The organism is Stenotrophomonas sp. AG209 (assembly GCF_003550055.1).
Lineage (GTDB): Bacteria > Pseudomonadota > Gammaproteobacteria > Xanthomonadales > Xanthomonadaceae > Stenotrophomonas.
In genome coordinates this window covers 631,225-653,520 of record NZ_QXDB01000002.1, presented here as the reverse complement: position 1 = coordinate 653,520, position 22,296 = coordinate 631,225, and the positions used below count along the sequence as shown (strand labels likewise).

General features: G+C 63.2%; 33 protein-coding genes. 32 read left to right on the top strand and 1 reads right to left on the bottom strand.

Translation table 11 applies throughout. The annotated features are described in order from the left end of the window. Positions 1–281 precede the first annotated feature (281 nt). The 32 genes from rpsL (at position 282) to DFO63_RS14590 (ending at position 19,953) form a co-directional block, all read left to right on the top strand. Entirely contained in the window at positions 282–656 is a 375-nt protein-coding gene (gene rpsL / locus DFO63_RS14745; protein ID WP_004145320.1) for a 30S ribosomal protein S12, read from the top strand. A 12-nt stretch (positions 657–668) separates the two neighbouring features. Next, positions 669–1,142, top strand: a complete 474-nt coding sequence (gene rpsG / locus DFO63_RS14740; RefSeq protein WP_004145321.1) for a 30S ribosomal protein S7 — start codon at positions 669–671, stop codon at positions 1,140–1,142. Positions 1,143–1,283: 141 nt separating this feature from the next. Then, positions 1,284–3,425, top strand: coding sequence for an elongation factor G (fusA, locus tag DFO63_RS14735; protein WP_014036102.1), 2,142 nt, complete (start codon positions 1,284–1,286; stop codon positions 3,423–3,425). A 52-nt stretch (positions 3,426–3,477) separates the two neighbouring features. Then, positions 3,478–4,668 (top strand): elongation factor Tu, encoded by a 1,191-nt coding sequence (gene tuf, locus DFO63_RS14730; protein WP_119007242.1) that lies wholly within the window; start codon positions 3,478–3,480, stop codon positions 4,666–4,668. A 332-nt stretch (positions 4,669–5,000) separates the two neighbouring features. Continuing rightward, entirely contained in the window at positions 5,001–5,312 is a 312-nt protein-coding gene (gene rpsJ / locus DFO63_RS14725; RefSeq protein WP_005408208.1) for a 30S ribosomal protein S10, read from the top strand. An 11-nt stretch (positions 5,313–5,323) separates the two neighbouring features. Beyond that, positions 5,324–5,974 (top strand): 50S ribosomal protein L3, encoded by a 651-nt coding sequence (gene rplC, locus DFO63_RS14720; protein WP_004145336.1) that lies wholly within the window; start codon positions 5,324–5,326, stop codon positions 5,972–5,974. Between the two features lie 12 nt (positions 5,975–5,986). Next, positions 5,987–6,592, top strand: coding sequence for a 50S ribosomal protein L4 (gene rplD / locus DFO63_RS14715; protein ID WP_004145337.1), 606 nt, complete (start codon positions 5,987–5,989; stop codon positions 6,590–6,592). Next, entirely contained in the window at positions 6,589–6,888 is a 300-nt protein-coding gene (rplW, locus tag DFO63_RS14710; RefSeq protein WP_004145338.1) for a 50S ribosomal protein L23, read from the top strand. Before rplD ends, rplW begins: the two co-directional genes overlap by 4 nt. A gap of 10 nt (positions 6,889–6,898) precedes the next feature. Then, positions 6,899–7,726, top strand: coding sequence for a 50S ribosomal protein L2 (gene rplB, locus DFO63_RS14705; protein ID WP_004145339.1), 828 nt, complete (start codon positions 6,899–6,901; stop codon positions 7,724–7,726). A gap of 6 nt (positions 7,727–7,732) precedes the next feature. Beyond that, positions 7,733–8,002: a 30S ribosomal protein S19 gene (rpsS, locus tag DFO63_RS14700; protein ID WP_005415413.1), complete on the top strand. Its 270-nt coding sequence runs from the start codon at positions 7,733–7,735 to the stop codon at positions 8,000–8,002. Positions 8,003–8,014: 12 nt separating this feature from the next. Next, positions 8,015–8,350 (top strand): 50S ribosomal protein L22, encoded by a 336-nt coding sequence (rplV, locus tag DFO63_RS14695; RefSeq protein WP_004145348.1) that lies wholly within the window; start codon positions 8,015–8,017, stop codon positions 8,348–8,350. Between the two features lie 18 nt (positions 8,351–8,368). Continuing rightward, entirely contained in the window at positions 8,369–9,103 is a 735-nt protein-coding gene (gene rpsC, locus DFO63_RS14690; protein WP_004145350.1) for a 30S ribosomal protein S3, read from the top strand. 5 nt (positions 9,104–9,108) lie between these two features. Further along, entirely contained in the window at positions 9,109–9,522 is a 414-nt protein-coding gene (gene rplP, locus DFO63_RS14685; protein WP_004154486.1) for a 50S ribosomal protein L16, read from the top strand. Continuing rightward, positions 9,522–9,707: a 50S ribosomal protein L29 gene (rpmC, locus tag DFO63_RS14680; protein WP_004154487.1), complete on the top strand. Its 186-nt coding sequence runs from the start codon at positions 9,522–9,524 to the stop codon at positions 9,705–9,707. Before rplP ends, rpmC begins: the two co-directional genes overlap by 1 nt. A gap of 11 nt (positions 9,708–9,718) precedes the next feature. Further along, a complete protein-coding gene (rpsQ, locus tag DFO63_RS14675) occupies positions 9,719–9,988 on the top strand; it encodes a 30S ribosomal protein S17 (RefSeq protein ID WP_004154489.1) in 270 nt (89 codons plus the stop codon). A gap of 12 nt (positions 9,989–10,000) precedes the next feature. Further along, positions 10,001–10,369 (top strand): 50S ribosomal protein L14, encoded by a 369-nt coding sequence (gene rplN, locus DFO63_RS14670; RefSeq protein ID WP_010483978.1) that lies wholly within the window; start codon positions 10,001–10,003, stop codon positions 10,367–10,369. Positions 10,370–10,385: 16 nt separating this feature from the next. Further along, positions 10,386–10,703 carry a 50S ribosomal protein L24 gene (gene rplX / locus DFO63_RS14665; protein WP_004154490.1) on the top strand — a complete coding sequence of 106 codons (318 nt, stop codon included), beginning with the start codon at positions 10,386–10,388 and terminating at the stop codon, positions 10,701–10,703. 11 nt (positions 10,704–10,714) lie between these two features. After that, on the top strand, positions 10,715–11,257 hold the full coding sequence (gene rplE / locus DFO63_RS14660; protein WP_005415416.1) for a 50S ribosomal protein L5: 543 nt from the start codon (positions 10,715–10,717) through the stop codon (positions 11,255–11,257). Positions 11,258–11,275: 18 nt separating this feature from the next. Continuing rightward, complete coding sequence (gene rpsN / locus DFO63_RS14655; RefSeq protein ID WP_005408209.1) at positions 11,276–11,581, top strand: 30S ribosomal protein S14; 306 nt, start codon at positions 11,276–11,278, stop codon at positions 11,579–11,581. 259 nt (positions 11,582–11,840) lie between these two features. After that, complete coding sequence (rpsH, locus tag DFO63_RS14650) at positions 11,841–12,239, top strand: 30S ribosomal protein S8 (protein WP_005408210.1); 399 nt, start codon at positions 11,841–11,843, stop codon at positions 12,237–12,239. 18 nt (positions 12,240–12,257) lie between these two features. Further along, the gene (gene rplF, locus DFO63_RS14645) at positions 12,258–12,782 is read left to right on the top strand and encodes a 50S ribosomal protein L6 (RefSeq protein WP_049446764.1); all 525 of its coding nucleotides are present in this window, start codon (positions 12,258–12,260) and stop codon (positions 12,780–12,782) included. Between the two features lie 31 nt (positions 12,783–12,813). After that, the gene (rplR, locus tag DFO63_RS14640; RefSeq protein ID WP_005408212.1) at positions 12,814–13,167 is read left to right on the top strand and encodes a 50S ribosomal protein L18; all 354 of its coding nucleotides are present in this window, start codon (positions 12,814–12,816) and stop codon (positions 13,165–13,167) included. A gap of 161 nt (positions 13,168–13,328) precedes the next feature. Further along, positions 13,329–13,871, top strand: a complete 543-nt coding sequence (gene rpsE / locus DFO63_RS14635) for a 30S ribosomal protein S5 (protein WP_005408213.1) — start codon at positions 13,329–13,331, stop codon at positions 13,869–13,871. Further along, entirely contained in the window at positions 13,864–14,055 is a 192-nt protein-coding gene (rpmD, locus tag DFO63_RS14630) for a 50S ribosomal protein L30 (protein ID WP_005408214.1), read from the top strand. The genes rpsE and rpmD overlap by 8 nt, the downstream gene beginning before the upstream one ends. A 6-nt stretch (positions 14,056–14,061) precedes the next feature. Further along, on the top strand, positions 14,062–14,505 hold the full coding sequence (rplO, locus tag DFO63_RS14625) for a 50S ribosomal protein L15 (protein ID WP_004154498.1): 444 nt from the start codon (positions 14,062–14,064) through the stop codon (positions 14,503–14,505). Positions 14,506–14,512: 7 nt separating this feature from the next. Then, complete coding sequence (gene secY, locus DFO63_RS14620) at positions 14,513–15,880, top strand: preprotein translocase subunit SecY (RefSeq protein WP_101764976.1); 1,368 nt, start codon at positions 14,513–14,515, stop codon at positions 15,878–15,880. Between the two features lie 347 nt (positions 15,881–16,227). Then, positions 16,228–16,584 carry a 30S ribosomal protein S13 gene (gene rpsM, locus DFO63_RS14615; protein WP_004154500.1) on the top strand — a complete coding sequence of 119 codons (357 nt, stop codon included), beginning with the start codon at positions 16,228–16,230 and terminating at the stop codon, positions 16,582–16,584. A gap of 11 nt (positions 16,585–16,595) precedes the next feature. Next, complete coding sequence (gene rpsK, locus DFO63_RS14610) at positions 16,596–16,985, top strand: 30S ribosomal protein S11 (RefSeq protein ID WP_004145443.1); 390 nt, start codon at positions 16,596–16,598, stop codon at positions 16,983–16,985. A gap of 15 nt (positions 16,986–17,000) precedes the next feature. Next, a complete protein-coding gene (gene rpsD, locus DFO63_RS14605; protein WP_004145446.1) occupies positions 17,001–17,630 on the top strand; it encodes a 30S ribosomal protein S4 in 630 nt (209 codons plus the stop codon). A gap of 56 nt (positions 17,631–17,686) precedes the next feature. Continuing rightward, complete coding sequence (gene rpoA, locus DFO63_RS14600) at positions 17,687–18,685, top strand: DNA-directed RNA polymerase subunit alpha (protein WP_005408216.1); 999 nt, start codon at positions 17,687–17,689, stop codon at positions 18,683–18,685. Positions 18,686–18,876: 191 nt separating this feature from the next. Then, positions 18,877–19,260, top strand: a complete 384-nt coding sequence (rplQ, locus tag DFO63_RS14595; protein WP_005408217.1) for a 50S ribosomal protein L17 — start codon at positions 18,877–18,879, stop codon at positions 19,258–19,260. Positions 19,261–19,446: 186 nt separating this feature from the next. After that, a complete protein-coding gene (locus tag DFO63_RS14590) occupies positions 19,447–19,953 on the top strand; it encodes a disulfide bond formation protein B (RefSeq protein ID WP_005415421.1) in 507 nt (168 codons plus the stop codon). A 96-nt stretch (positions 19,954–20,049) separates the two neighbouring features. Here DFO63_RS14590 and DFO63_RS14585 read toward each other — a convergent pair whose 3' ends face one another. Further along, on the bottom strand, positions 20,050–22,170 hold the full coding sequence (locus tag DFO63_RS14585; protein ID WP_119007241.1) for a TonB-dependent receptor: 2,121 nt from the start codon (positions 22,168–22,170) through the stop codon (positions 20,050–20,052). Positions 22,171–22,296: the final 126 nt, after the last annotated feature.

Here is a 22,296-nt window from a genome sequence, read left to right as displayed (position 1 = left end):
ATCCGGTCCGGCCGCAAGGCCGGACCACCCCATCGGTCCATTGATGGGATTGGGAAAGGGCAGGGGAGATCGTCCGCGATCGACCCTGTCAACCTGAACGGGGTACATGGAGGCCCCCCAGTAACGTCCCGGGATCAGGGACGGGCTTGACAGGAGGCGTTTGACTGCTTTCCTGGCGGGTTGCTACAATCGTCTGTCTCAGCAGGCCAAAATTTCGGCCTGCTTTAACATTTCCGCATCTCTGGTCGGATTTTCCGGCCACCAATCAGAAGAACCTACTGATGGCGACGATCAACCAGCTGGTCCGCAAGCCGCGGCAAGCGACCACCTACAAGAGTGCCTCGCCGGCGCTCGACAAGTGCCCGCAGCGCCGTGGCGTCTGCACCCGTGTCTACACCACCACTCCGAAGAAGCCGAACTCGGCTCTGCGCAAGGTTGCCAAGGTCCGCCTGACCAACCAGGAAGAAGTGATTTCCTACATCGGTGGTGAAGGCCACAACCTGCAGGAGCACTCCGTGGTCCTGATCCGCGGCGGTCGCGTCAAGGACCTGCCGGGTGTGCGTTACCACACCGTTCGTGGCTCGCTCGACGCCGCCGGCGTTGCCAAGCGTCGCCAGGCCCGTTCCAAGTACGGCGCCAAGCGTCCGAAGGCATAAGGAGAGAGCACTATGTCGCGTAAGGGTAATACTCCGCAGCGTTCCGTCCTGCCCGATCCGAAGCACGGAAGCGAAACCATCGCCCGCTTCATCAACATGGTCATGCAGAGCGGCAAGAAGTCCGTCGCCGAAAAGATCGTGTACGGCGCCATGGACGTGATCACCGAGAAGAACAGCAGCGCCAACGCCATTGAACTGGTGCAGAAGGCTCTGGACAACGTCGCTCCGGCGGTCGAAGTCAAGTCGCGCCGCGTCGGTGGTGCCACCTACCAGGTGCCGGTCGAAGTGCGTTCGTCGCGCAAGATGGCCCTGGCCATGCGCTGGCTGATCGACTCCGCGCGCAAGCGTGGCGAGAACACCATGCCGAAGAAGCTGGCTGCTGAGCTGATCGACGCCTCGGAAAACCGTGGCGGCGCCATCAAGAAGCGCGAAGAAACCCACCGCATGGCCGAAGCCAACAAGGCCTTCGCCCACTACCGCTGGTGAGTTTGACGGCCTTGTAAAACAGGCAGGGCAGCTCCACTTAGGTGCGTGCTGCCTCGCGGTCCCAGAAGGACTGCGCCAATCCGAAGGCCGCCGAAAGGCGGCGTTCGGCCATCCGAAATCCAAGAAATCTGAGAGGCTCCCGTGGCCCGTTCCACTCCCATCGAGCGTTACCGCAACTTCGGCATCATGGCTCACATCGATGCCGGCAAGACCACCACGTCCGAGCGCATCCTGTTCTACACCGGCAAGAGCCACAAGATCGGTGAAGTGCACGACGGCGCCGCCACCATGGACTGGATGGAGCAGGAGCAGGAGCGTGGCATCACGATCCAGTCCGCTGCCACCACCGCGTTCTGGAAGGGCATGGACAAGTCCCTGCCGGAGCACCGCTTCAACATCATCGACACCCCCGGGCACGTCGACTTCACCATCGAAGTGGAGCGCTCGCTGCGCGTGCTCGACGGTGCCGTCTTCGTCCTGTGCGCCGTCGGTGGCGTGCAGCCGCAGTCGGAAACCGTGTGGCGCCAGGCCAACAAGTACCACGTGCCGCGCATCGCGTTCGTCAACAAGATGGACCGCACCGGTGCCAACTTCCAGAAGGTCGTCGGCCAGCTGAAGGCCAAGCTGGGCGCCGTTGCCGTGCCGATGCAGCTGCCGATCGGCGCTGAAGACAACTTCAAGGGCGTTGTCGACCTGCTGAAGATGAAGGCCATCCATTGGGATGAGGCTTCGCAGGGCATGAAGTTCGAGTACAGCGACATCCCGGCCGAACTGCAGGCGGCTGCCGAAGAGGCTCGCCAGTTCATGGTCGAGACCGCTGCTGAAGCCAGCGAAGAACTGATGGAAAAGTACCTGGGCGGCGAAGAGCTGGCCGAGGCCGAAATCATCAGCGCGCTGCGTACCCGCACCCTGGCCACCGAGATCGTGCCGATGTACTGCGGCTCGGCCTTCAAGAACAAGGGCGTGCAGGCCATGCTGGATGGCGTGATCCAGCTGCTGCCGTCGCCGGTCGACGTGCCGGACGTGAAGGGCGTGGACGTTGACGACGACACCGTCGAAATGACCCGCAAGTCGGACGACAAGGCTCCGTTCTCGTCGCTGGCCTTCAAGATCATCACCGACCCGTTCGTCGGCGCGCTGACCTTCTTCCGTGTCTACTCGGGCACCCTGAACGGTGGCGACACCGTGCTGAACTCGGTGAAGGGCAAGAAGGAGCGCATCGGCCGCATCCTGCAGATGCACTCGAACAACCGCGAGGAAATCAAGGAAGTTCTGGCCGGTGACATCGCCGCGGCGGTGGGCCTGAAGGACACCACCACCGGTGACACCCTGTGCGCCGTGGACGCCCCGATCATCCTGGAGCGCATGACGTTCCCGGAGCCGGTGATCTCGATGGCCGTCGAGCCGAAGACCAAGTCGGACCAGGAAAAGATGGGTCTGGCCCTGGGTCGCCTGGCGCAGGAGGATCCGTCGTTCCGCGTCAAGACCGACGAAGAATCCGGCCAGACCATCATCTCGGGCATGGGCGAGCTGCACCTGGACATCATCGTCGACCGCCTGAAGCGCGAGTTCAACGTTGAAGCCAACGTCGGCGCGCCGCAGGTGGCCTACCGCGAAACCATCACCCTGGCTGACGTCAAGTCGGACTACAAGCACGCCAAGCAGTCCGGTGGTAAGGGTCAGTACGGTCACGTCGTGATCGAGCTGTCGCCGATCACCGCTGCCGACCGTGCCGATCCGAAGCTGGCTCCGGCCATCAAGGACGACTTCCTGTTCATCAACGACATCACCGGCGGCGTGATCCCGAAGGAATTCATTCCGTCGGTTGAAAAGGGCCTGCGCGAAACCATCACCAGCGGTCCGCTGGCTGGCTTCCCGGTCGTGGACGTCAAGGTGAAGCTGGTGTTCGGTTCGTACCACGACGTCGACTCCTCGGAAATGGCGTTCAAGCTGGCTTCGTCGATGGCCTTCAAGCAGGGCTTCGCCAAGGCCAAGCCGGTGCTGCTGGAGCCGATCATGAAGGTCGAGATCGTGACCCCGGAGGATTACCAGGGTGACGTGATGGGCGACGTCAGCCGTCGTCGCGGCGTGCTGCAGGGTTCCGACACCACCGGTGACGGTTCGGCCAGCATCATCAACGCGATGATCCCGCTGGGTGAAATGTTCGGCTACGCCACTGCGCTGCGTTCGCAGACCCAGGGCCGCGCCACCTTCACCATGGAATTCGATCACTACGAGCCGGCTCCGACCAACATCGCCGAAGCCGTCATGAAGAAGGGCTGAGCCTCGCTCAGCCTCTCTTGAAACCACTTACGAACAATCAAGGTATAGAACAATGGCAAAGGGTAAGTTCGAGCGCACCAAGCCGCACGTCAACGTCGGCACCATCGGTCACGTCGACCACGGCAAGACCACGCTGACCGCCGCACTGACCAAGATCGGTGCCGAGCGCTTCGGTGGCGAGTTCAAGGATTACTCCTCGATCGACGCCGCACCGGAAGAAAAGGCGCGTGGTATCACGATCTCGACCGCGCACGTCGAATACGAATCCCCGATCCGTCACTACGCCCACGTCGATTGCCCGGGCCACGCTGACTACGTCAAGAACATGATCACCGGTGCCGCCCAGATGGACGGCGCGATCCTGGTGTGCTCGGCCGCTGACGGCCCGATGCCGCAGACCCGTGAACACATCCTGCTGTCGCGCCAGGTCGGCGTGCCGTACATCGTCGTGTTCCTGAACAAGGCCGACATGGTCGACGACGCCGAGCTGCTCGAGCTGGTCGATATGGAAGTGCGCGAACTGCTGAGCAAGTACGAGTTCCCGGGCGACGACACCCCGATCATCGCCGGTTCGGCCCGCCTGGCGCTGGAAGGCGACCAGAGCGACATCGGCGTGCCGGCCATCCTGAAGCTGGTCGACGCGCTGGACAGCTGGATTCCGGAGCCGGAGCGTGCGATCGACAAGCCGTTCCTGATGCCGGTGGAAGACGTGTTCTCGATCTCGGGCCGCGGCACCGTGGTGACCGGTCGTATCGAGCGCGGCGTGATCAAGGTTGGCGACGAAATCGAAATCGTCGGCATCCGTCCGGTGCAGAAGACCACCGTCACCGGCGTTGAAATGTTCCGCAAGCTGCTGGACCAGGGTCAGGCAGGCGACAACGCTGGCCTGCTGCTGCGCGGCACCAAGCGTGACGACGTCGAGCGTGGCCAGGTGCTGGCCAAGCCGGGCACGATCAAGCCGCACACCAAGTTCGAAGGCGAAGTCTACGTCCTGTCGAAGGACGAGGGCGGCCGTCACACCCCGTTCTTCAACGGCTACCGTCCGCAGTTCTACTTCCGCACCACCGACATCACCGGCGCCGCTGCACTGCCGGAAGGCGTCGAAATGGTGATGCCGGGTGACAACGTCAAGATGGTCGTCACCCTGATCAACCCGGTGGCCATGGACGAAGGCCTGCGCTTCGCCATCCGCGAAGGCGGCCGTACCGTCGGCGCCGGCGTGGTCTCGAAGATCATCGAGTAATCTGGTAGTATCTGCGCCCCGATGTTGCCTGGGTAGGGCATCGGGGCGTATCAAATGGGAAAGCAGGCACAGGACGTGCCTTGTGTTCCCCGGACCAGGAAGGGTCAATGCCATTCAGGCGGCGTCAACAGGCGACTGTTGACAGCTGCCTTGCGTGCCATTATGCTTCTACGTCTGGGCAGGCCGGGAAACTGGTCTGCCTACGTTTTTGAGGTCTATGGAGTGACCTTGTCGGCCTGCAGGAGTGCGGGCCGTCCGTATTCAGGAATTTCATGGGGCAAAGCAACCCAGAGGCTTTGTCTGTCGCTCTTTTAACGAAGGAACCTACCGCCATGGCGGACCAAAAGATCCGGATCCGGCTGAAAGCGTTCGATCATCGTCTGATCGACCGTTCGGCCAGCGAGATCGTTGAAACGGCAAAGCGGACCGGCGCGCAAGTGCGTGGCCCGATCCCGCTGCCGACCAAGATCGAGCGTTACACCGTTCTCGTCTCCCCGCACGTCGACAAGGACGCGCGTGACCAGTACGAGACCCGCACGCACAAGCGCGTGCTCGATATCGTTGACCCGAATGACAAGACCGTGGACGCGCTGATGAAGCTCGAACTGGCTGCCGGCGTCGACGTTCAGATCAAGCTGACCTGAGGACTACGACCATGACGAAGAAGTATTCGTTGGGCTTCGTGGGCCGCAAGGCTGGCATGAGCCGCGTGTTCACTGAAGATGGCCGCTCCATCCCGGTGACCCTGATCGAAGCAACCCCGAACCGCATCGCGCAGATCAAGACCGTCGAAACCGACGGCTACAGCGCCGTGCAGGTGACCGTCGGCGCGCGTCGCGCTGCCCTGGTCAACAAGCCGGAAGCCGGCCACTTCGCCAAGGCGAAGGTGGAAGCGGGTCGTGGCCTGTGGGAATTCCGCGTTGAAGACGCGCAGCTCGGCGATTTCGCCGTTGGCGGCGAAGTCAAGGCGGACATCTTCGAAGTCGGCCAGATCGTCGACGTCCAGGGTGTCACCAAGGGTAAGGGCTTCCAGGGCACCATCAAGCGCCACAACTTCCGTATGGGCGATGCAACCCACGGTAACTCGCTGTCGCATCGCGCGCCGGGTTCGCTGGGTCAGCGCCAGACCCCGGGTCGCGTTTTCCCGGGCAAGAAGATGTCGGGCCACATGGGCGCGGTGCAGCAGAGCACCCAGAACCTGGAAGTGGTCAAGGTCGACGTCGAGCGCGGTCTGATCGCCGTTCGCGGCGCCGTTCCGGGCGCGGCGGGTGGCGACGTGATCGTCCGTCCGGCGAGCAAGGCATAAGGAGAGATGACGATGGAACTCGTTATCACGGGTAGCAACAACAAGGTCTCGGTCTCCGACGCCGTGTTCGGTCGCGATTTCAGCGAAGATCTGGTCCACCAGGTCGTCGTTGCCTACCGCAACGCCGGTCGCGCCGGCACCAAGGCACAGAAGACTCGCTCCGAAGTGGCTGGTACCACCAAGAAGTCGAAGAAGCAGAAGGGCGGCGGCGCGCGTCATGGCGCACTGACGGCTCCGATCTTCGTCGGCGGCGGTGTCACCTTCGCGGCCAAGCCGCGCAGCTTCGAGCAGAAGGTCAATCGTAAGCAGTACCGTGCCGCCATGTGCGCGATCCTGTCCGAGCTGAACCGTCAGGGCCGTCTGACCATCGTGGAGTCCTTCGATGTCGAAGTGACCAACACGAAGGGTCTGATCGCCAAGCTGGCCGGCCTGGAAGTGGGCAAGCGCCCGCTGATCGTCACCGAAGAAGCGTCCGAGCACCTGTACCTGTCCGCCCGCAATCTGCCGTACGTGCAGGTGCGTGACGTCCAGGGTCTGGATCCGGTCTCGCTGGTTGGTGCCGACACGGTCGTCATCACCGCTGACGCGGTCAAGAAGGTCGAGGAGTGGCTGGCATGAACAGCAACGAAAAAATCTTCAGCGTGCTGCGTGCCCCGCGTGTCTCCGAAAAGACCGCGCGCCTGCAGGAACTCTCCAATCAGTATGTCTTCGAAGTTTCGAACGAAGCCACCAAGGCCGATGTAAAGGCCGCGGTTGAGCAGCTGTTCGACGTCAAGGTCGAAGCCGTCAACGTGGTCAACGTCAAGGGCAAGAACAAGTCCTTCCGTAACCGTGCTGGCCGCCGCGGCGATTGGCGCAAGGCGTACGTTCGCCTGGCCGACGGCCAGTCGATCGATGTAACGGCCAAGGCCTGAGGTACATCCCATGCCATTGATGAAATTCAAGCCCACCTCCCCCGGCCGCCGTTCGGCCGTGCGCGTGGTCACCCCCGACCTGCACAAGGGTGCTCCGCACGCCGCACTGGTCGAGTCGCAGAGCCGCTCGGGTGGTCGTAACCACCATGGCCGCATCACCGTGCGTCACGTCGGTGGTGGTGCCAAGCAGCACTACCGCATCATCGACTTCAAGCGCAACAAGCTGGGCATTCCGGCGCGCGTGGAACGCATCGAATACGATCCGAACCGCACCGCCCACATCGCCCTGCTGTGCTACGTCGACGGTGAGCGTCGCTACATCATCGCCCCGAAGGGTCTGAAGGCCGGTGATCAGGTGATCGCTGGTTCGGACGCCCCGATCAAGGCCGGCAACACCCTGCCGCTGCGCAACATCCCGGTCGGCACCACCATCCACTGCATCGAACTGAAGCCGGGCAAGGGCGCTCAGATCGCTCGCGCCGCCGGTGCGGCCGTGCAGCTGGTGGCTCGCGAAGGCATCTACGCCACCCTGCGCCTGCGCTCGGGTGAAATGCGTAAGGTTCCGGTCGAGTGCTGCGCCACCATCGGCGAAGTCGGCAACGACGAGCACAGCCTGGAAAAGCTGGGCAAGGCCGGTGCCAAGCGTTGGCGCGGCGTCCGCCCGACCGTTCGTGGTGCTGCCATGAACCCGGTTGACCACCCGCACGGTGGTGGTGAGGCCAAGGCCGGCCAGGGTAACCCGCATCCGGTCACCCCGTGGGGTGTTCCGACCAAGGGTTACAAGACGCGCCATAACAAGCGCACTCAGCAGTTCATCGTCCGCGATCGTAGGGGCTAATCGACCATGGCACGTTCACTCAAGAAGGGCCCGTTCGTCGATCACCACCTCGTCAAGAAGGTGGAGGCCGCTGCGGGCAGCAAGAAGCCGATCAAGACCTGGTCGCGCCGTTCGATGATCCTGCCTGACATGGTAGGCATCACCATTGCCGTGCATAACGGCAAGAACCACATCCCGGTTCTCGTCAACGAGAACATGGTCGGCCACAAGCTCGGCGAATTTGCCATCACCCGGACCTTCAAGGGTCACGGTGGTGACAAGAAGTCGGGCAAGTAAGGAGAGATGACAATGGAAGCGAAAGCCATCCTGCGCACTGCGCGCATCTCCCCGCAGAAGGCTCGTCTGGTCGCTGACCAGGTGCGCGGTCTGCCGGCCGAACGTGCGGTCAACCTGCTGAAGTTCTCGGACAAGAAGGCTGCCCACCTGATCAAGAAGGTGGTGGAGTCGGCAATTGCCAACGCCGAGAACAACCAGGGCGCCGACGTCGACGAGCTGAAGGTTCAGACCATCATGGTTGATGAAGGTCCGACCCTGAAGCGTTTCATGGCGCGGGCGAAAGGCCGCGGTACCCGCATCCTCAAGCGCACCAGCCACATCACTGTGGTTGTGGGCGCCGCCAAGTAAGCGGATAAGGAAAAGACCATGGGTCATAAAGTTCATCCGATTGGTATCCGCCTCGGCATTTCCAAGGACTGGAACTCCAAGTGGTACGCCAACAAGGCCGAGTTCGCCGGTTACCTGGCAGCCGACCTGAAAGTGCGCGAAATGCTGCGCAAGAAGCTGGCCCAGGCCGGCATCAGCAAGATCCTGATCGAGCGTCCGGCCAAGACCGCTCGCGTGACGATCCACACCGCCCGTCCGGGCGTGGTGATCGGCAAGCGCGGTGAGGACATCGAGAAGCTGCGCAAGGAAGTGAGCGAGATGATGGGCGTCCCGGCGCACATCAACGTCACCGAAGTGCGCAAGCCGGAACTGGACGCGCAGCTCGTTGCCGAGTCGATCGCCCAGCAGCTGGAGCGTCGCATCATGTTCCGCCGTGCAATGAAGCGCTCGGTCGGCAACGCGATGCGCCTGGGTGCCCTGGGTATCAAGGTCAACGTCGGTGGCCGCCTCAACGGTGCAGAAATCGCCCGTTCGGAGTGGTACCGCGAAGGCCGCGTGCCGCTGCACACCCTGCGTGCCGACATCGACTATGGCTTCGCTGAAGCCAAGACGACCTACGGCATCATCGGCATCAAGGTCTGGATCTACAAGGGCGAGGTCTTCGATTTCTCCCAGGTTGGCCAGGAAAAGCAGGACGACACCCCGTCGCGCAACGATCGTCACGATCGCGGCGACCGTGGTGACCGTCAGCGCCCGGCCCGTGAAGCGAGGTAACGACAATGTTGCAACCCAAGCGAACCAAGTACCGCAAGGTACACAAGGGCCGTAACGATGGCCTGAGCTGGAGCGCCAACGCTGTCAGCTTCGGCGAATACGGCCTGAAGGCAACCGCACACGGTCAGCTGACCGCGCGTCAGATCGAAGCGGCCCGCCGCTCGATCAGCCGCTACGTCAAGCGCGGCGGCAAGATGTGGATCCGCGTGTTCCCCGACAAGCCCATCACCAAGAAGCCCATCGAAGTCCGAATGGGTTCTGGTAAGGGTAACGTGGAATACTGGGTGGCCCAGATCCAGCCCGGCCGCATGATCTATGAAATCGAGGGTGTTTCCGAGGAAGTGGCTCGCGAGGCGTTCCGCCTGGCCGCCGCCAAGCTCTCGGTCACCACCACTTTCGTGACCCGTACGGTGCGCTGATGGATATCAAAACTCTCCGTGAAAAGTCGGCTGACGAACTCAAGGCCCACCTGATCGACCTGCGTAAGGAACAGTTCTCTGTCCGTATGCAGCAGGTCACCGGCCAGCTGCCGAAGACCCACGACATTCGCCGGGTCCGTCGCGAGATTGCTCGCGTCAAGACCCTGCTCGGCAGCACGAAGTAAGGATGGCCGCTATGAGCGACAATACTGAAAAGAAGACGCTGCGCACGGTCGAAGGCCGTGTCGTCAGCAACAAGATGGACAAGACGGTTACCGTCCTGGTTGAGCGTCAGGTCAAGCACGCGCTGTACGGCAAGTACATCAAGCGCTCGACGAAGCTGCACGCCCACGATGCCGACAACGCCTGCAAGGAAGGCGATGTCGTCCGCGTGACCGAGATTGCTCCGATGTCCAAGACCAAGAACTGGCGCGTGGTGGAAGTCATCACGCGTGCGGCTGAATAAGGAGTCTGAATCATGATCCAGATGCAGAGCTACCTTGACGTCGCGGACAATTCGGGTGCCAAGCAGGTGATGTGCTTCAAGGTGCTGGGTGGTTCCAAGCGCCGTTACGCCGGCATCGGCGACATCATCAAGGTCACCGTGAAGGATGCGATTCCGCGCGGCAAGGTCAAGAAGGGTGAAGTGTATGACGCCGTCGTGGTGCGTACCCGCAAGGGTGTGCGTCGCGCCGACGGTTCGCTGATCCGCTTCGACGGCAACGCTGCCGTCCTGCTGAACAACAAGCAGGAGCCGATCGGTACCCGTATCTTCGGGCCGGTGACCCGTGAACTTCGTTCGGAGAAGTTCATGAAGATCGTCTCGCTCGCTCCCGAAGTGCTGTGAGCGACAGGAGATAATCATGGCTAACCGTATCAAGAAGGGCGACCAGGTTGTCGTCAACGCTGGCAAGGACAAGGGCAAGCAGGGCGAAGTCGTCCGCGTCGACGGCGACCGTGTGGTCGTCGCCAACGTGAACATCGTCAAGCGCCACACCAAGCCGAACCCGCAGGCAGGTGTTGCCGGCGGCGTGGTCGAGCGCGAAGCTTCGATCCATATCTCCAACGTGAACGTGCTGAACCCGGCTTCGGGCAAGGGCGAACGCGTTGGCTTCAAGGTGCTGGAGGATGGACGCAAACTGCGTGTGTTCCGCTCCAGCGGTGAGGCGCTCGACGCCTGAGGAATGTGAAGATGACTTCCCGTCTCGAAAAGATCTACAAGGAAGAAGTGGTGCCGGCGCTGATGAAGCAGTTCGGCTACACCAATCCGATGGAAGTACCGAAGCTCGTCAAGGTCACCCTGAACATGGGTGTCGGCGAGGCTGCCACCAACAAGAAGATCCTGGAAAACGCCGTCGCGGACATGACCAAGATTTCCGGCCAGAAGCCGGTTGTCACCAAGTCGCGTATCTCGGTTGCGTCGTTCAAGATCCGTGATGGTTGGCCGATCGGCTGCAAGACCACGCTGCGTCGCCACAAGATGTACGAGTTCCTGGATCGTCTGATCAACATCTCGCTGCCGCGCGTGCGCGACTTCCGTGGTGTTTCCGGTCGTTCCTTCGACGGCCGCGGCAACTTCAACATGGGTGTGAAGGAACAGATCATCTTCCCGGAAATCGACTTCGACGCCGTCGACGCGATCCGCGGTATGGATATCGCCATCACCACCACTGCGAAGACCGACGCGGAAGCGAAGGCGCTGCTGGCAGCGTTCAAGTTCCCGTTCCGTAACTGATCTGTCGAGGAAACCGAAATGGCAAAGACCTCCATGGTCAACCGCGACATCAAGCGGGAAAAGCTGGCCAAGAAGTACGCTGAGAAGCGTGCGGCTCTGAAGAAGATCGTGTCCTCCGTGGATGCGACCTACGAAGAGAAGATCGACGCTGCAACCAAGCTGGCCAAGCTGCCGCGCGATTCGTCGCCGAGCCGCCAGCGCAACCGTTGCGAGCTGTCGGGTCGTCCGCGTGGCGTCTACAGCAAGTTCGGCCTGGGCCGTAACAAGCTGCGCGAAGCCACCATGCGTGGCGACGTCCCGGGTCTGCGCAAGGCCAGCTGGTAATCCCAGTCGGCCCTGCGATCAGCAGCCCCTGCGGGGGCCGCTGAACCGGGGAGGGGAGGCGTTCAGCTTCCTTTCTGTGAAAAAACCCGAAGAGCCCGACGCAAGTCGGGCTCTTTTGGCGTATACTCCCGCGTCTTGCCCTGTGCAGACGGGGTTGTAGGAGTGGGCTTCTGGCCCGCTGCATCAAGGGACCTGGCCCGTTTCCAGGAGACAACAGATTTTCGCGAAAGCGGATATCGGTGCACTCAAAGGTACTCATATGAGCATGACTGATCCCATCGCCGACCTGCTGGTCCGCATCAAGAATGCGGCCGCGGTTGGCAAGCAGACGGTGAAAGCCCCGTCGTCCAAGATCAAGGTTGCGATCGCCCAGGTCCTGAAGGACGAGGGTTACATCACCGACCTGCGCGTGACCCAGCTGGAAAACAACAAGTCCGAGCTGGAAATCGTGCTGAAGTATTTCGAAGGCAAGCCGGTCATCGCGACCCTGAAGCGCTTCTCGCGTTCGGGCCTGCGCCAGTACCGCGGCAAGAGCGAGCTGCCGAAGGTCATGAATGGCCTGGGTATCTCCATCATTTCCACCTCCAAGGGCATCATGACTGATGCGCAGGCGCGCCAGCTGGGCGTCGGCGGCGAAGTCCTGTGCTTCGTGGCCTAAGGCGAAAGGAGTAGAACTATGTCCCGCGTAGCCAAGAAGCCCATCACCCTGGGTAAGGTCGAACTGAACGTCCAGTCGGAAAGCATCACCGTCAAGGGCCCGAAGGGCACCCTGTCGCTGGTCAAGCCGGCCGGTATTGCCATCAACGTCGACAGCGGCGTTGCCACCCTGAGCACCGAGAGCGCCGACCTGGTCGCGCTGACCGGTACCGTGCGTGCGATCCTGGCCAACATGGTCAAGGGCGTGTCCGAAGGCTTCGAGCGCAAGCTGGAACTGGTCGGCGTGGGTTACCGTGCTGCCATGCAGGGCAAGGACCTGAGCCTGTCGCTCGGTTTCTCGCACCCGGTCGTGTTCGTGGCGCCGGAAGGCATCACCATCACCACCCCGACCCAGACCGAGATCCTGGTCCAGGGCGCTGACAAGCAGGTCGTCGGTGAAGTCGCCGCCAAGATCCGTGCGTTCCGCAAGCCGGAGCCGTACAAGGGCAAGGGCGTGAAGTACTCCGACGAAGTCATCATCCGTAAGGAAGCCAAGAAGGCCTAATAGGCGCTTCCGCTTTCAAGGGAAAAACATCATGAACAAGAACATCGCCCGCCTGCGTCGCGCCAAGTCGACCCGCGCCCACATCCGTGAGCTCGGTGTCGCCCGCCTGTCGGTGCTGCGCACCGGCCAGCACCTGTACGCCCAGGTCTTCACCGCCGACGGTTCCAAGGTGCTGGCTGCTGCCAACACCACCCAGACCGACGTCATGGAAGGCCTGAAGAACGGCAAGAACGCCGATGCCGCTGCCAAGGTTGGCCGCATCGTCGCTGAGCGCGCCAAGGCCGCCGGCGTCGAGAAGGTTGCCTTCGATCGTTCGGGTTACCGCTACCACGGCCGCATCAAGGCCCTGGCAGAAGCCGCCCGCGAAGCCGGCCTGCAGTTCTAAGGGATAAGGGCAGGGGGCTGATGGCCTCCTGCCCGCCTGCTCGCCAGCCTGAGTGAGGCTGGACGGCGCCGCTCTTCTGCAGCGGTCCACCGGAACGGCGCGTCACTCCACAACCATAAGCGGCCCCGAGCCGTACATACCCAAACAACCAAGGAATCAACATGGCAGAAGAGCGTCAGCAGCGGGGTCGCGATCGCGACCGTAACCGCGAAGAGAAGATCGACGACGGCATGATCGAAAAGCTGGTCGCGGTCAATCGCGTCAGCAAGACCGTCAAGGGTGGCCGCCAGTTCACCTTCACCGCCCTGACCGTTGTCGGCGACGGCGAAGGCAAGGTCGGTTTCGGTTATGGCAAGGCCCGCGAAGTGCCGGTTGCCATCCAGAAGTCGATGGAGCAGGCCCGCAAGAACCTGGTCAGCGTTGACCTGAACAACGGCACCCTGTGGCACACCATCAAGGATGGTCACGGCGCAGCCCGCGTGTTCATGCAGCCGGCTTCGGAAGGTACCGGCGTGATCGCCGGCGGTGCCATGCGCGCCGTGCTGGAAGCCGTTGGCGTGAAGAACGTGCTGGCCAAGGCCACCGGTTCGCGCAACCCGATCAACCTGGTGCGTGCCACCGTGAAGGGCCTGTCTGCTGCGCAGTCGCCGGCTCGCATCGCGGCCAAGCGCGGCAAGAAGGTGGAGGAACTCAACCATGGCTAATGAGTCCAACAAGACTGTGAAGGTCCGCCTGGTGCGTGGCCTGCGTGGTACCCAGTCGCGTCACCGCCTGTCGGTGCGTGCCCTGGGCCTGAACAAGCTCAACGATGTGCGTGAACTGAAGGACAGCCCGCAGGTACGCGGCCTGATCAACAAGGTTCAGTACCTCGTCCAGGTTGAGGAGTAATCGACCATGACTCTGCGTCTCAATGAACTGAGCCCGGCACCGGGCGCCCGCACCGAGCGCACCCGCGTCGGTCGCGGTATCGGCTCGGGCCTGGGCAAGACTGCCGGCCGCGGCCACAAGGGTTCGTTCGCCCGTAAGGGTGGCGGCAAGATCAAGGCTGGCTTCGAAGGCGGCCAGACCCCCATGCAGCGTCGTCTGCCGAAGATCGGCTTCCGTTCGCCGATCGCCAAGGATACCGCTGAAGTGCTGCTGTACGCGCTGGACAAGCTGCCGGCCGGTGAGATCGACTTCGCCGCCCTGCGTGCTGCCAAGCTGGTCCCGAGCACCGCAAAGAAGGCCAAGGTCGTCGTCAAGGGCGAAGTGACCAAGGCGTTCACCCTGAAGGGTATTGCTGCCACGGCTGGTGCCAAGGCCGCGATCGAAGCTGCCGGCGGCAGCGTAACGGAGTAAGAAAATCATGGCGCAAGCTGGCATCGGTAACCTCGCGGGCGGAATGGGCAAGTTCACTGAACTTCGCCAACGTTTGCTGTTCGTCGTCGGGGCTTTGATCGTCTATCGCATCGGCTGCTACGTGCCGGTGCCGGGCGTCAATCCCGATGCCATGCTTGCCATGATGCAAACGCAGGGCGGCGGCATCGTGGACATGTTCAACATGTTCTCGGGCGGCGCCCTGCACCGTTTCAGCATCTTCGCGCTGAACGTGATGCCGTACATCTCGGCATCGATCGTGATGCAGCTGGCCGTGCACATCTTCCCCGCCCTGAAGGCGATGCAGAAGGAAGGTGAGTCCGGTCGCCGCAAGATCACCCAGTATTCGCGCATCGGCGCCGTGCTGCTGGCGGTGGTGCAGGGCGGCTCGATCGCACTGGCCCTGCAGGGCCAGGTCTCGCCGTCGGGCGCTCCGGTCGTGTATGCGCCGGGCATGGGCTTCGTGCTCACCGCCGTGGTCGCACTGACCGCCGGCACCATGTTCCTGATGTGGGTCGGTGAGCAGGTCACCGAGCGCGGCATCGGCAACGGCGTGTCGCTGATCATCTTCGCCGGTATCGTTGCGGGCCTGCCGGGTGCGGTCATCCACACCTTCGACGCCTACCGCGACGGCAACATCCAGTTCATCCAGCTGCTGCTGATCGCCATCGTCGTGCTCGCCTTCACCTTCTTCGTGGTGTTCGTCGAGCGTGGCCAGCGCCGGATCACGGTGAATTACGCGCGCCGCCAGGGCGGTCGCAACGCGTACATGAACCAGACCTCGTTCCTGCCGCTGAAGCTCAACATGGCCGGCGTCATCCCGGCGATCTTTGCCTCGAGCCTGCTGGCCTTCCCGGCCACCCTGGCCATGTGGTCCGGCCAGGCCGCCAACCAGAGCAGCTTCGGCCAGGTCCTGCAGAAGGTCGCCAACGCCCTGGGCCCGGGCGAGCCGCTGCACATGATCGTGTTCGCTGCGCTGATCACCGGTTTCGCGTTCTTCTATACCGCGCTGGTGTTCAACTCGCAGGAAACCGCCGACAACCTGAAGAAGTCCGGCGCGCTGATTCCAGGCATCCGTCCGGGCAAGGCCACCGCCGACTACATCGACGGCGTGCTGACCCGCCTGACCGCGGCTGGCTCGGCGTACCTGGTGATCGTCTGCCTGCTGCCGGAACTGATGCGCACGCAGCTGAACGCCTCGTTCTACTTCGGTGGTACGTCGCTGCTGATCGTGGTGGTGGTGGTGATGGACTTCATCGCCCAGGTGCAAGCGCACCTGATGTCCCACCAGTACGAGAGCCTGCTGAAGAAGGCCAACCTGAAGGGTGGCAACCGCGGCGGTTTTGCCCGCGGCTGATAGGCCTGTTATACTTTCGTCTTCCTGACGTGATGGTCCCTCCGCTTCGCGGACTCCGGCCACACAAACGAAGGGCGGCCCCCGCAGCGGTTCCGGGTGGGGGTGTGATGAGGTGGTCCCGCGCTGGAGTAGCGCGGGCGGCCCCGGGGGAAACTCCAGGTCCAACCCCATCCGGCGCCGGAGCCTGGGCACACTCCCCAGGCCGGGTTCATGAAACCAATGGTTTCACGGGCTTCCATGTAAACCGGAACCTTGTTAGTATCGCTAGTTCACTTTTTTGATCCATCCTGCCGGATTGGCGTGCCCGAGGCGCGCTGTCGGCCATCACTCAGCTGGAGAACCGCGTCATGGCGCGTATTGCAGGCGTCAACCTGCCAGCCCAGAAGCACGTCTGGGTCGGGTTGCAAAGCATTTACGGCATCGGCCGTACCCGTTCGAAGAAGGTCTGCGAAGTCGCAGGCGTTGCTTCGACCACCAAGATCCGCGATCTGTCGGAGCCGGAAATCGAGCGCCTGCGCGCCGAAGTCGGCAAGTACATCGTGGAAGGCGATCTGCGCCGTGAAATCGGTATCGCGATCAAGCGCCTGATGGACCTGGGCTGCTACCGCGGCCTGCGTCACCGTCGTGGCCTCCCGCTGCGTGGCCAGCGCACCCGTACCAACGCCCGCACCCGCAAGGGTCCGCGCAAGGCGATCAAGAAGTAAGGGACTGAGAAATGGCTAAGCCCGCTGCTAAGACCAAGAAGAAGATCAAGCGCGTCGTCACCGACGGCGTTGCCCACGTCCACGCTTCGTTCAACAACACCATCGTCACCATCACCGACCGCCAGGGCAACGCTCTGTCGTGGGCGACCTCCGGTGGCGCTGGCTTCCGCGGTTCGCGCAAGTCGACCCCGTTCGCTGCCCAGGTGGCTGCTGAAAAGGCCGGTCGTGCTGCGCTGGACTACGGCGTGAAGTCGCTGGAAGTCCGCATCAAGGGCCCGGGTCCGGGCCGTGAGTCGGCCGTGCGTTCGTTGAACAACGTCGGCTACAAGATCACCAACATCATCGACGTGACGCCTATCCCGCACAACGGGTGCCGTCCGCCGAAGAAGCGTCGCGTCTAAAGGGAGCGATAAGAAATGGCTCGTTATATCGGTCCTACCTGTAAGCTCGCCCGTCGCGAAGGCGCCGACCTGTCCCTGAAGAGCCCGGCGCGTGCGCTGGACTCGAAGTGCAAGCTGGAGCAGAAGCCCGGCCAGCACGGCGCCACTGCCCGCAAGGGCAAGCTGTCCGACTACGCCACCCAGCTGCGTGAAAAGCAGAAGGTCAAGCGTATCTACGGCCTGCTGGAGCGTCAGTTCCGCAACTACTACAAGAAGGCCTCGACCAAGAAGGGCAACACCGGCGAGAACCTGCTGCAGCTGCTGGAAACCCGCCTGGACAACGTCGTCTACCGCATGGGCTTCGCCGTGACCCGTCCGGCTGCCCGTCAGCTGGTGTCGCACCGCGGCGTCACCGTGAATGGCAAGTCGGTCAACCTGGCTTCGTACCAGGTCAAGGCTGGCGACGCCATCGCCCTGTCCGAAAAGGCTGCCAAGCAGCTGCGCGTCCAGGAAGCCCTGACCGTCGCCGCCCAGCATGACCTGAGCCCGTCGTGGGTTGAAGTGGATTCCGGCAAGTTCACCGGCATCTTCAAGGCTGTTCCGGATCGTTCGGATCTGCCTGCGGACATCAACGAAGCGCTGATCGTCGAGCTGTATTCGAAGTAATTCATCATTGGAGAGCCCCCGGCGACGGCCGGGGGTTCACTAGGAGAACCCGCAACATGACGGTTACCGCCAACCAGGTTCTGCGTCCTCGCGGTCCGCAGATCGAACGCCTTACCGACACCCGTGCAAAGGTCGTTATCGAACCTTTGGAGCGGGGTTACGGGCATACGCTGGGTAATGCCCTGCGTCGCGTGCTGCTGTCGTCCATCCCGGGCTTCGCCATCACGGAAGTCGAAATCGACGGCGTGTTGCATGAGTACACCACGGTCGAAGGTCTGCAGGAGGACGTGCTCGAAGTCCTGCTGAACCTGAAGGACGTGGCAATCCGTATGCACTCCGGCGACAGCGCCACCCTGTCCCTGTCCAAGCAGGGCCCGGGCGTTGTCACCGCTGCCGACATCAAGGTCGACCACAATGTGGAGATCCTGAACGGCGACCATGTGATCTGCCACCTGACCAAGGATACGGCGATCAACATGCGTCTGAAGATCGAACGTGGTTTCGGCTACCAGCCGGCTGCCGCGCGTCGTCGTCCGGACGAAGAAACCCGTGCCATCGGCCGCCTGGTCCTGGATGCCTCGTTCTCGCCGGTCCGCCGCGTCGCCTATGCCGTGGAAGCGGCCCGCGTCGAACAGCGTACCGACCTGGACAAGCTGGTCATCGATATCGAGACCAACGGCACCATCGACGCCGAGGAAGCCGTGCGCACCGCCGCCGACATCCTCAGCGACCAGCTGTCGGTGTTCGGTGACTTCACCCACCGTGACCGCGGTGCGGCCAAGCCGGCCAACAACGGCGTGGATCCGGTGCTGCTGCGCCCGATCGACGATCTGGAGCTGACCGTGCGTTCGGCCAACTGCCTGAAGGCTGAAAGCATCTACTACATCGGCGATCTGATCCAGAAGACCGAAGTGGAGCTGCTGAAGACCCCGAACCTGGGCAAGAAGTCGCTCACCGAGATCAAGGAAGTGCTGGCTCAGCGCGGCCTGTCGCTCGGCATGAAGCTGGAGAACTGGCCGCCGGCCGGCGTCGCCAGCCACGGCATGCTGGGCTGATATCGGTAATGCCTGAAGGCTCCACCGTTCGCGGTGGGGCCTTCAACGCACCACACCATGCCACGACGAACCGCAGGTTCGCGGGGCAGGTCGTCCAGGACGGACGGCCAGGACCATCCGCAGTCCGCGCAGCAACGCCAGGATGGCGACAACGATCCGCACAGCCTCATCATTAACCAAGGAATATCACCATGCGTCACCAGAAGTCTGGCCGTAAGTTCAGCCGTACCAGCGCCCACCGCGAAGCGATGTTCAAGAACATGGCCGCCTCGCTGTTCAAGCACGAGCTGATCAAGACCACCCTGCCGAAGGCCAAGGAACTGCGCCGCGTTGCCGAGCCGCTGATCACCCTGGCCAAGGTCGACTCCGTCGCCAACCGCCGTCTGGCCTTCGCCCGCCTGCGCGACAACGAAGCCGTGGGCAACCTGTTCACCATCCTGGGCCCGCGCTACGCGAACCGTCCGGGCGGCTACCTGCGCCTGCTGAAGTGCGGCTTCCGCGCCGGCGACAACGCGCCGATGGCCTACGTCGAGCTGGTTGACCGTCCGGTCGTGGCCGAGGAAGTGGCCGAGTAATCGGACCGCTCCAACGCGACACAGCGAAAGCCCGGCCTCTGCCGGGCTTTTGCGTTTTCGGGGTCGGATCCCTTTCCGCAGGACAGGGCTCTGACCCGCACCGTTCCGACAGGCGTCACCTGTGGCGGTTCGAATGGCGCGCAGTCTCGGTTACGCTTGGCGCCTTGATCCATTCGAGCGTTGACGATGAATCCACTGCGCTGGCCCTTCCGCGCCCAGTTCTTCCTGGGCTTCCTGATCTGCGCGGGCCTGCTCGGCTACGCGATCTTTCTGCAGCTGAAGATGGGCCTGGAGCCGTGCCCGCTGTGCATCTTCCAGCGCCTGGCATTCGCTGCGCTGGGCCTGCTGTTCCTGATCGGTGCGTTGCATGGGCCGTCCAACCGCCCCGGCCGCGCGACCTACGGCGTGCTGGCCTTCATTGCCGCCGCAGTGGGCGTTGGCATTGCGGCGCGCCACGTCTACGTGCAGATGCTGCCGCCGGAGATGGGCGCGACCTGCGGCCCGCCGCTGAGCTTCCTGCGCGAGACCATGGGGCCACTGGAAGTGTTCCGCACGGTGCTGACCGGTACCGGCAACTGCGGCAACATCGATTGGACGTTCCTGGGCCTGACCATGCCGATGTGGTCGGGCGTGTGGTTCGTGCTGCTTGCGCTGTGGGCGCTGGTGGTGTCGCTGCGCAAGGTCAAGCGCTGAAGCAGCGGTAGTGCCGGCCGCTGGCCGGCAACCCCATGAACGATGGCAGCGTTCCTGTAGATGCCGGCCAGCGGCCGGCACTACCACGGTCCGTCCTCAGAAATCCTGCTGCAGGCTCAGATAGGCGCCACGGCGCGGCCCCCACTGCGGCGCGAACACGCCAACACCGCCACCGTCACGCAGCTGGTAGCTGCGGTCCAGCGCGTTGATCACCGCCAGCTGCACGTGCAGCGGATGTCCGCTGTCGGCGTTGAAGTCGTGCCCGGCGCTGAGGTTCACCTGCAGGTAGGACGGCAGCTCACCGCCGTTGGGCACGCCCTCGATATCCGAACGCAGGCCGCTGCCGAACACGTAGTTGGCGCCGATCCGGTTGTGCCCGGCGAAGGCGTAGCTGAAGCCTCCCGACGACGTCAGCTTCTGGTCGTGGTCCAGGTGGATCCAGTGGTCGGCCACATAGGCCAGCGCGTCCGGATCGAGGTTGTACTGGCCGGTGATGACCTGGGTGCCGATGGCCTTGTTGTACGCCGCGTTGAAGTAGGCGCTGAACGGACCGTTGCTGTAGTCGGCACTGAACTCCAGGCCACGGATATGGCCGCGGCGGTAGTTGAACGTCGAGTAGATGTAGGCGGCGCCGAACTGGCCTTCGTCCTGCAGGCGCGCGACGCGGCGGTCGTACGCGTCCAGGCCCAGGGTCAGGTGTTCACCCAGCTGCTGCGAGACGCCAATGTCGTAGTAGTCGCTGCGTTCGGCCAGCGGTACGTTGTTGCCGCCGCTGGGCTGCTGGTTGGTGGTGCCGTCATACAGGGCGATATCGCTGCTGGCGATCAGCTCACTGGCCGGTGGCGTGAAGTAACGCGAATAGCCGGCATGCACGGTGGTGCTGTTGCTCGCATTCCAGACCACGCCCACGCGCGGGCTGAGCTGGCCCTCGGTGTGGCCGAAGGCCTTGTAGCGATCACCACGCAGGCCGTAGTTCACGGTCCAGTCGTCGCCGATCTTCCATTCATCCTGCACGTACAACGCCAGCGTGCTGGCATGGAAGGCGCTGCGGTCGGGAATCAGCAGCGGCGTGGTGCTGGACTGCTGGCCGGCGTCATCGACCGGGAACACCCAGCTGCTGTTGCTGGCCCGCGCGTTCTCGTAGTTGCCGTACAGGCCGTAGCGCAATGTGTGGTCGTTGCCCAGTGGGGTGGAGAAGTCGGCCTGCAGGGTGTTGGCGCGGTTGCTGCGCTGGACCTTCGAGGCGACGCCACTGAACACCAGATCGCCGATGACATCCGGGTTGAACGCTACGTCGCTGTAGCGCTGCCCGGCGGACAGCTGGTAGGCGGTGCTGCCCAGCGTGCCCTGCAGCACCAGCATGCCGAAGCGGGTGGTTTCGCGCTGGGTTTCATCCAGCTGGCTGGAGTCGAAGGTGGTGGTGTCCAGGTAACCGAACTGCGGGGTCTGCCCGGGGTTGACCGGGATCTGGAAGCGGTTGTTGGCGAAGCCGGCGAACACGCTCAGGCGGGTGTTCTCGTTGACCAGGTAGGTCAGGTCGGCGAAGGCCTTGCCCTGGTGGGTGTCGTCGTGCAGCGGCTTGCGCGAACTGGCCGGATTCTCCAGGCCGACCTCGTTCTGGTCGTAGTTGCCGGTCAGGAACCAGCTCCAGCGTCCCTGGTTGCCCCACCACGAGGCATTCGGATTGATCTTGCCGAACGAGCCTGCGGTCAGTCCGGCGCTGCCGCCATTGCCGAGCTCGGCACCACTGCGGGTGGTGATGTCGACCACCGCCGCGGTGCGCTCGCCGAACTGCGCCGGCAGTGCGCCATCCATCAGGCGGATGCTCTTGATGGTGCGGGCGTCCAGGGTCTGGCCGAAGCCGGAGATCGATTCGGGCAGCAACACGCCGTTGATGCGGTACTGCAGATTGGCGTGGTCGCCGCGCACGTGCACGCCGCCATAGGAATCCTGGACGACGCCGGGTGCCTGCAGCAGTACCTGGCTGAGCGGCGCAGAGGCACCCAGCGGCTGCTTCTGGATGTCCTCGGCGGTGATCTGGTACTGGCTGCTGCCGATGTCCGGCGACAGCGCGTTGCGGGCCTGGTCGAGCTGGGCGCTGACGGTGACCGTGTCGAGGTCCTTCACCGGGGCGGCATCGGCAGCCGCGGCGGGGGAGGGCAGGCTGGCAAGGGTCAGGGCGAAGGTGATGCCGGTAGCGAGCAGGGAAGGCTTCATGGCGGATGGGCTGTGGAAGGGGCCGGTGGGGATGGAGTGTTACTTCGTAACAGTGCGTGGCGCATCATGCGCCTGTCCGGGCGGCCGTGGCCATGCGGTTTGTGGCCGATCGCGATGCGCTTTCCC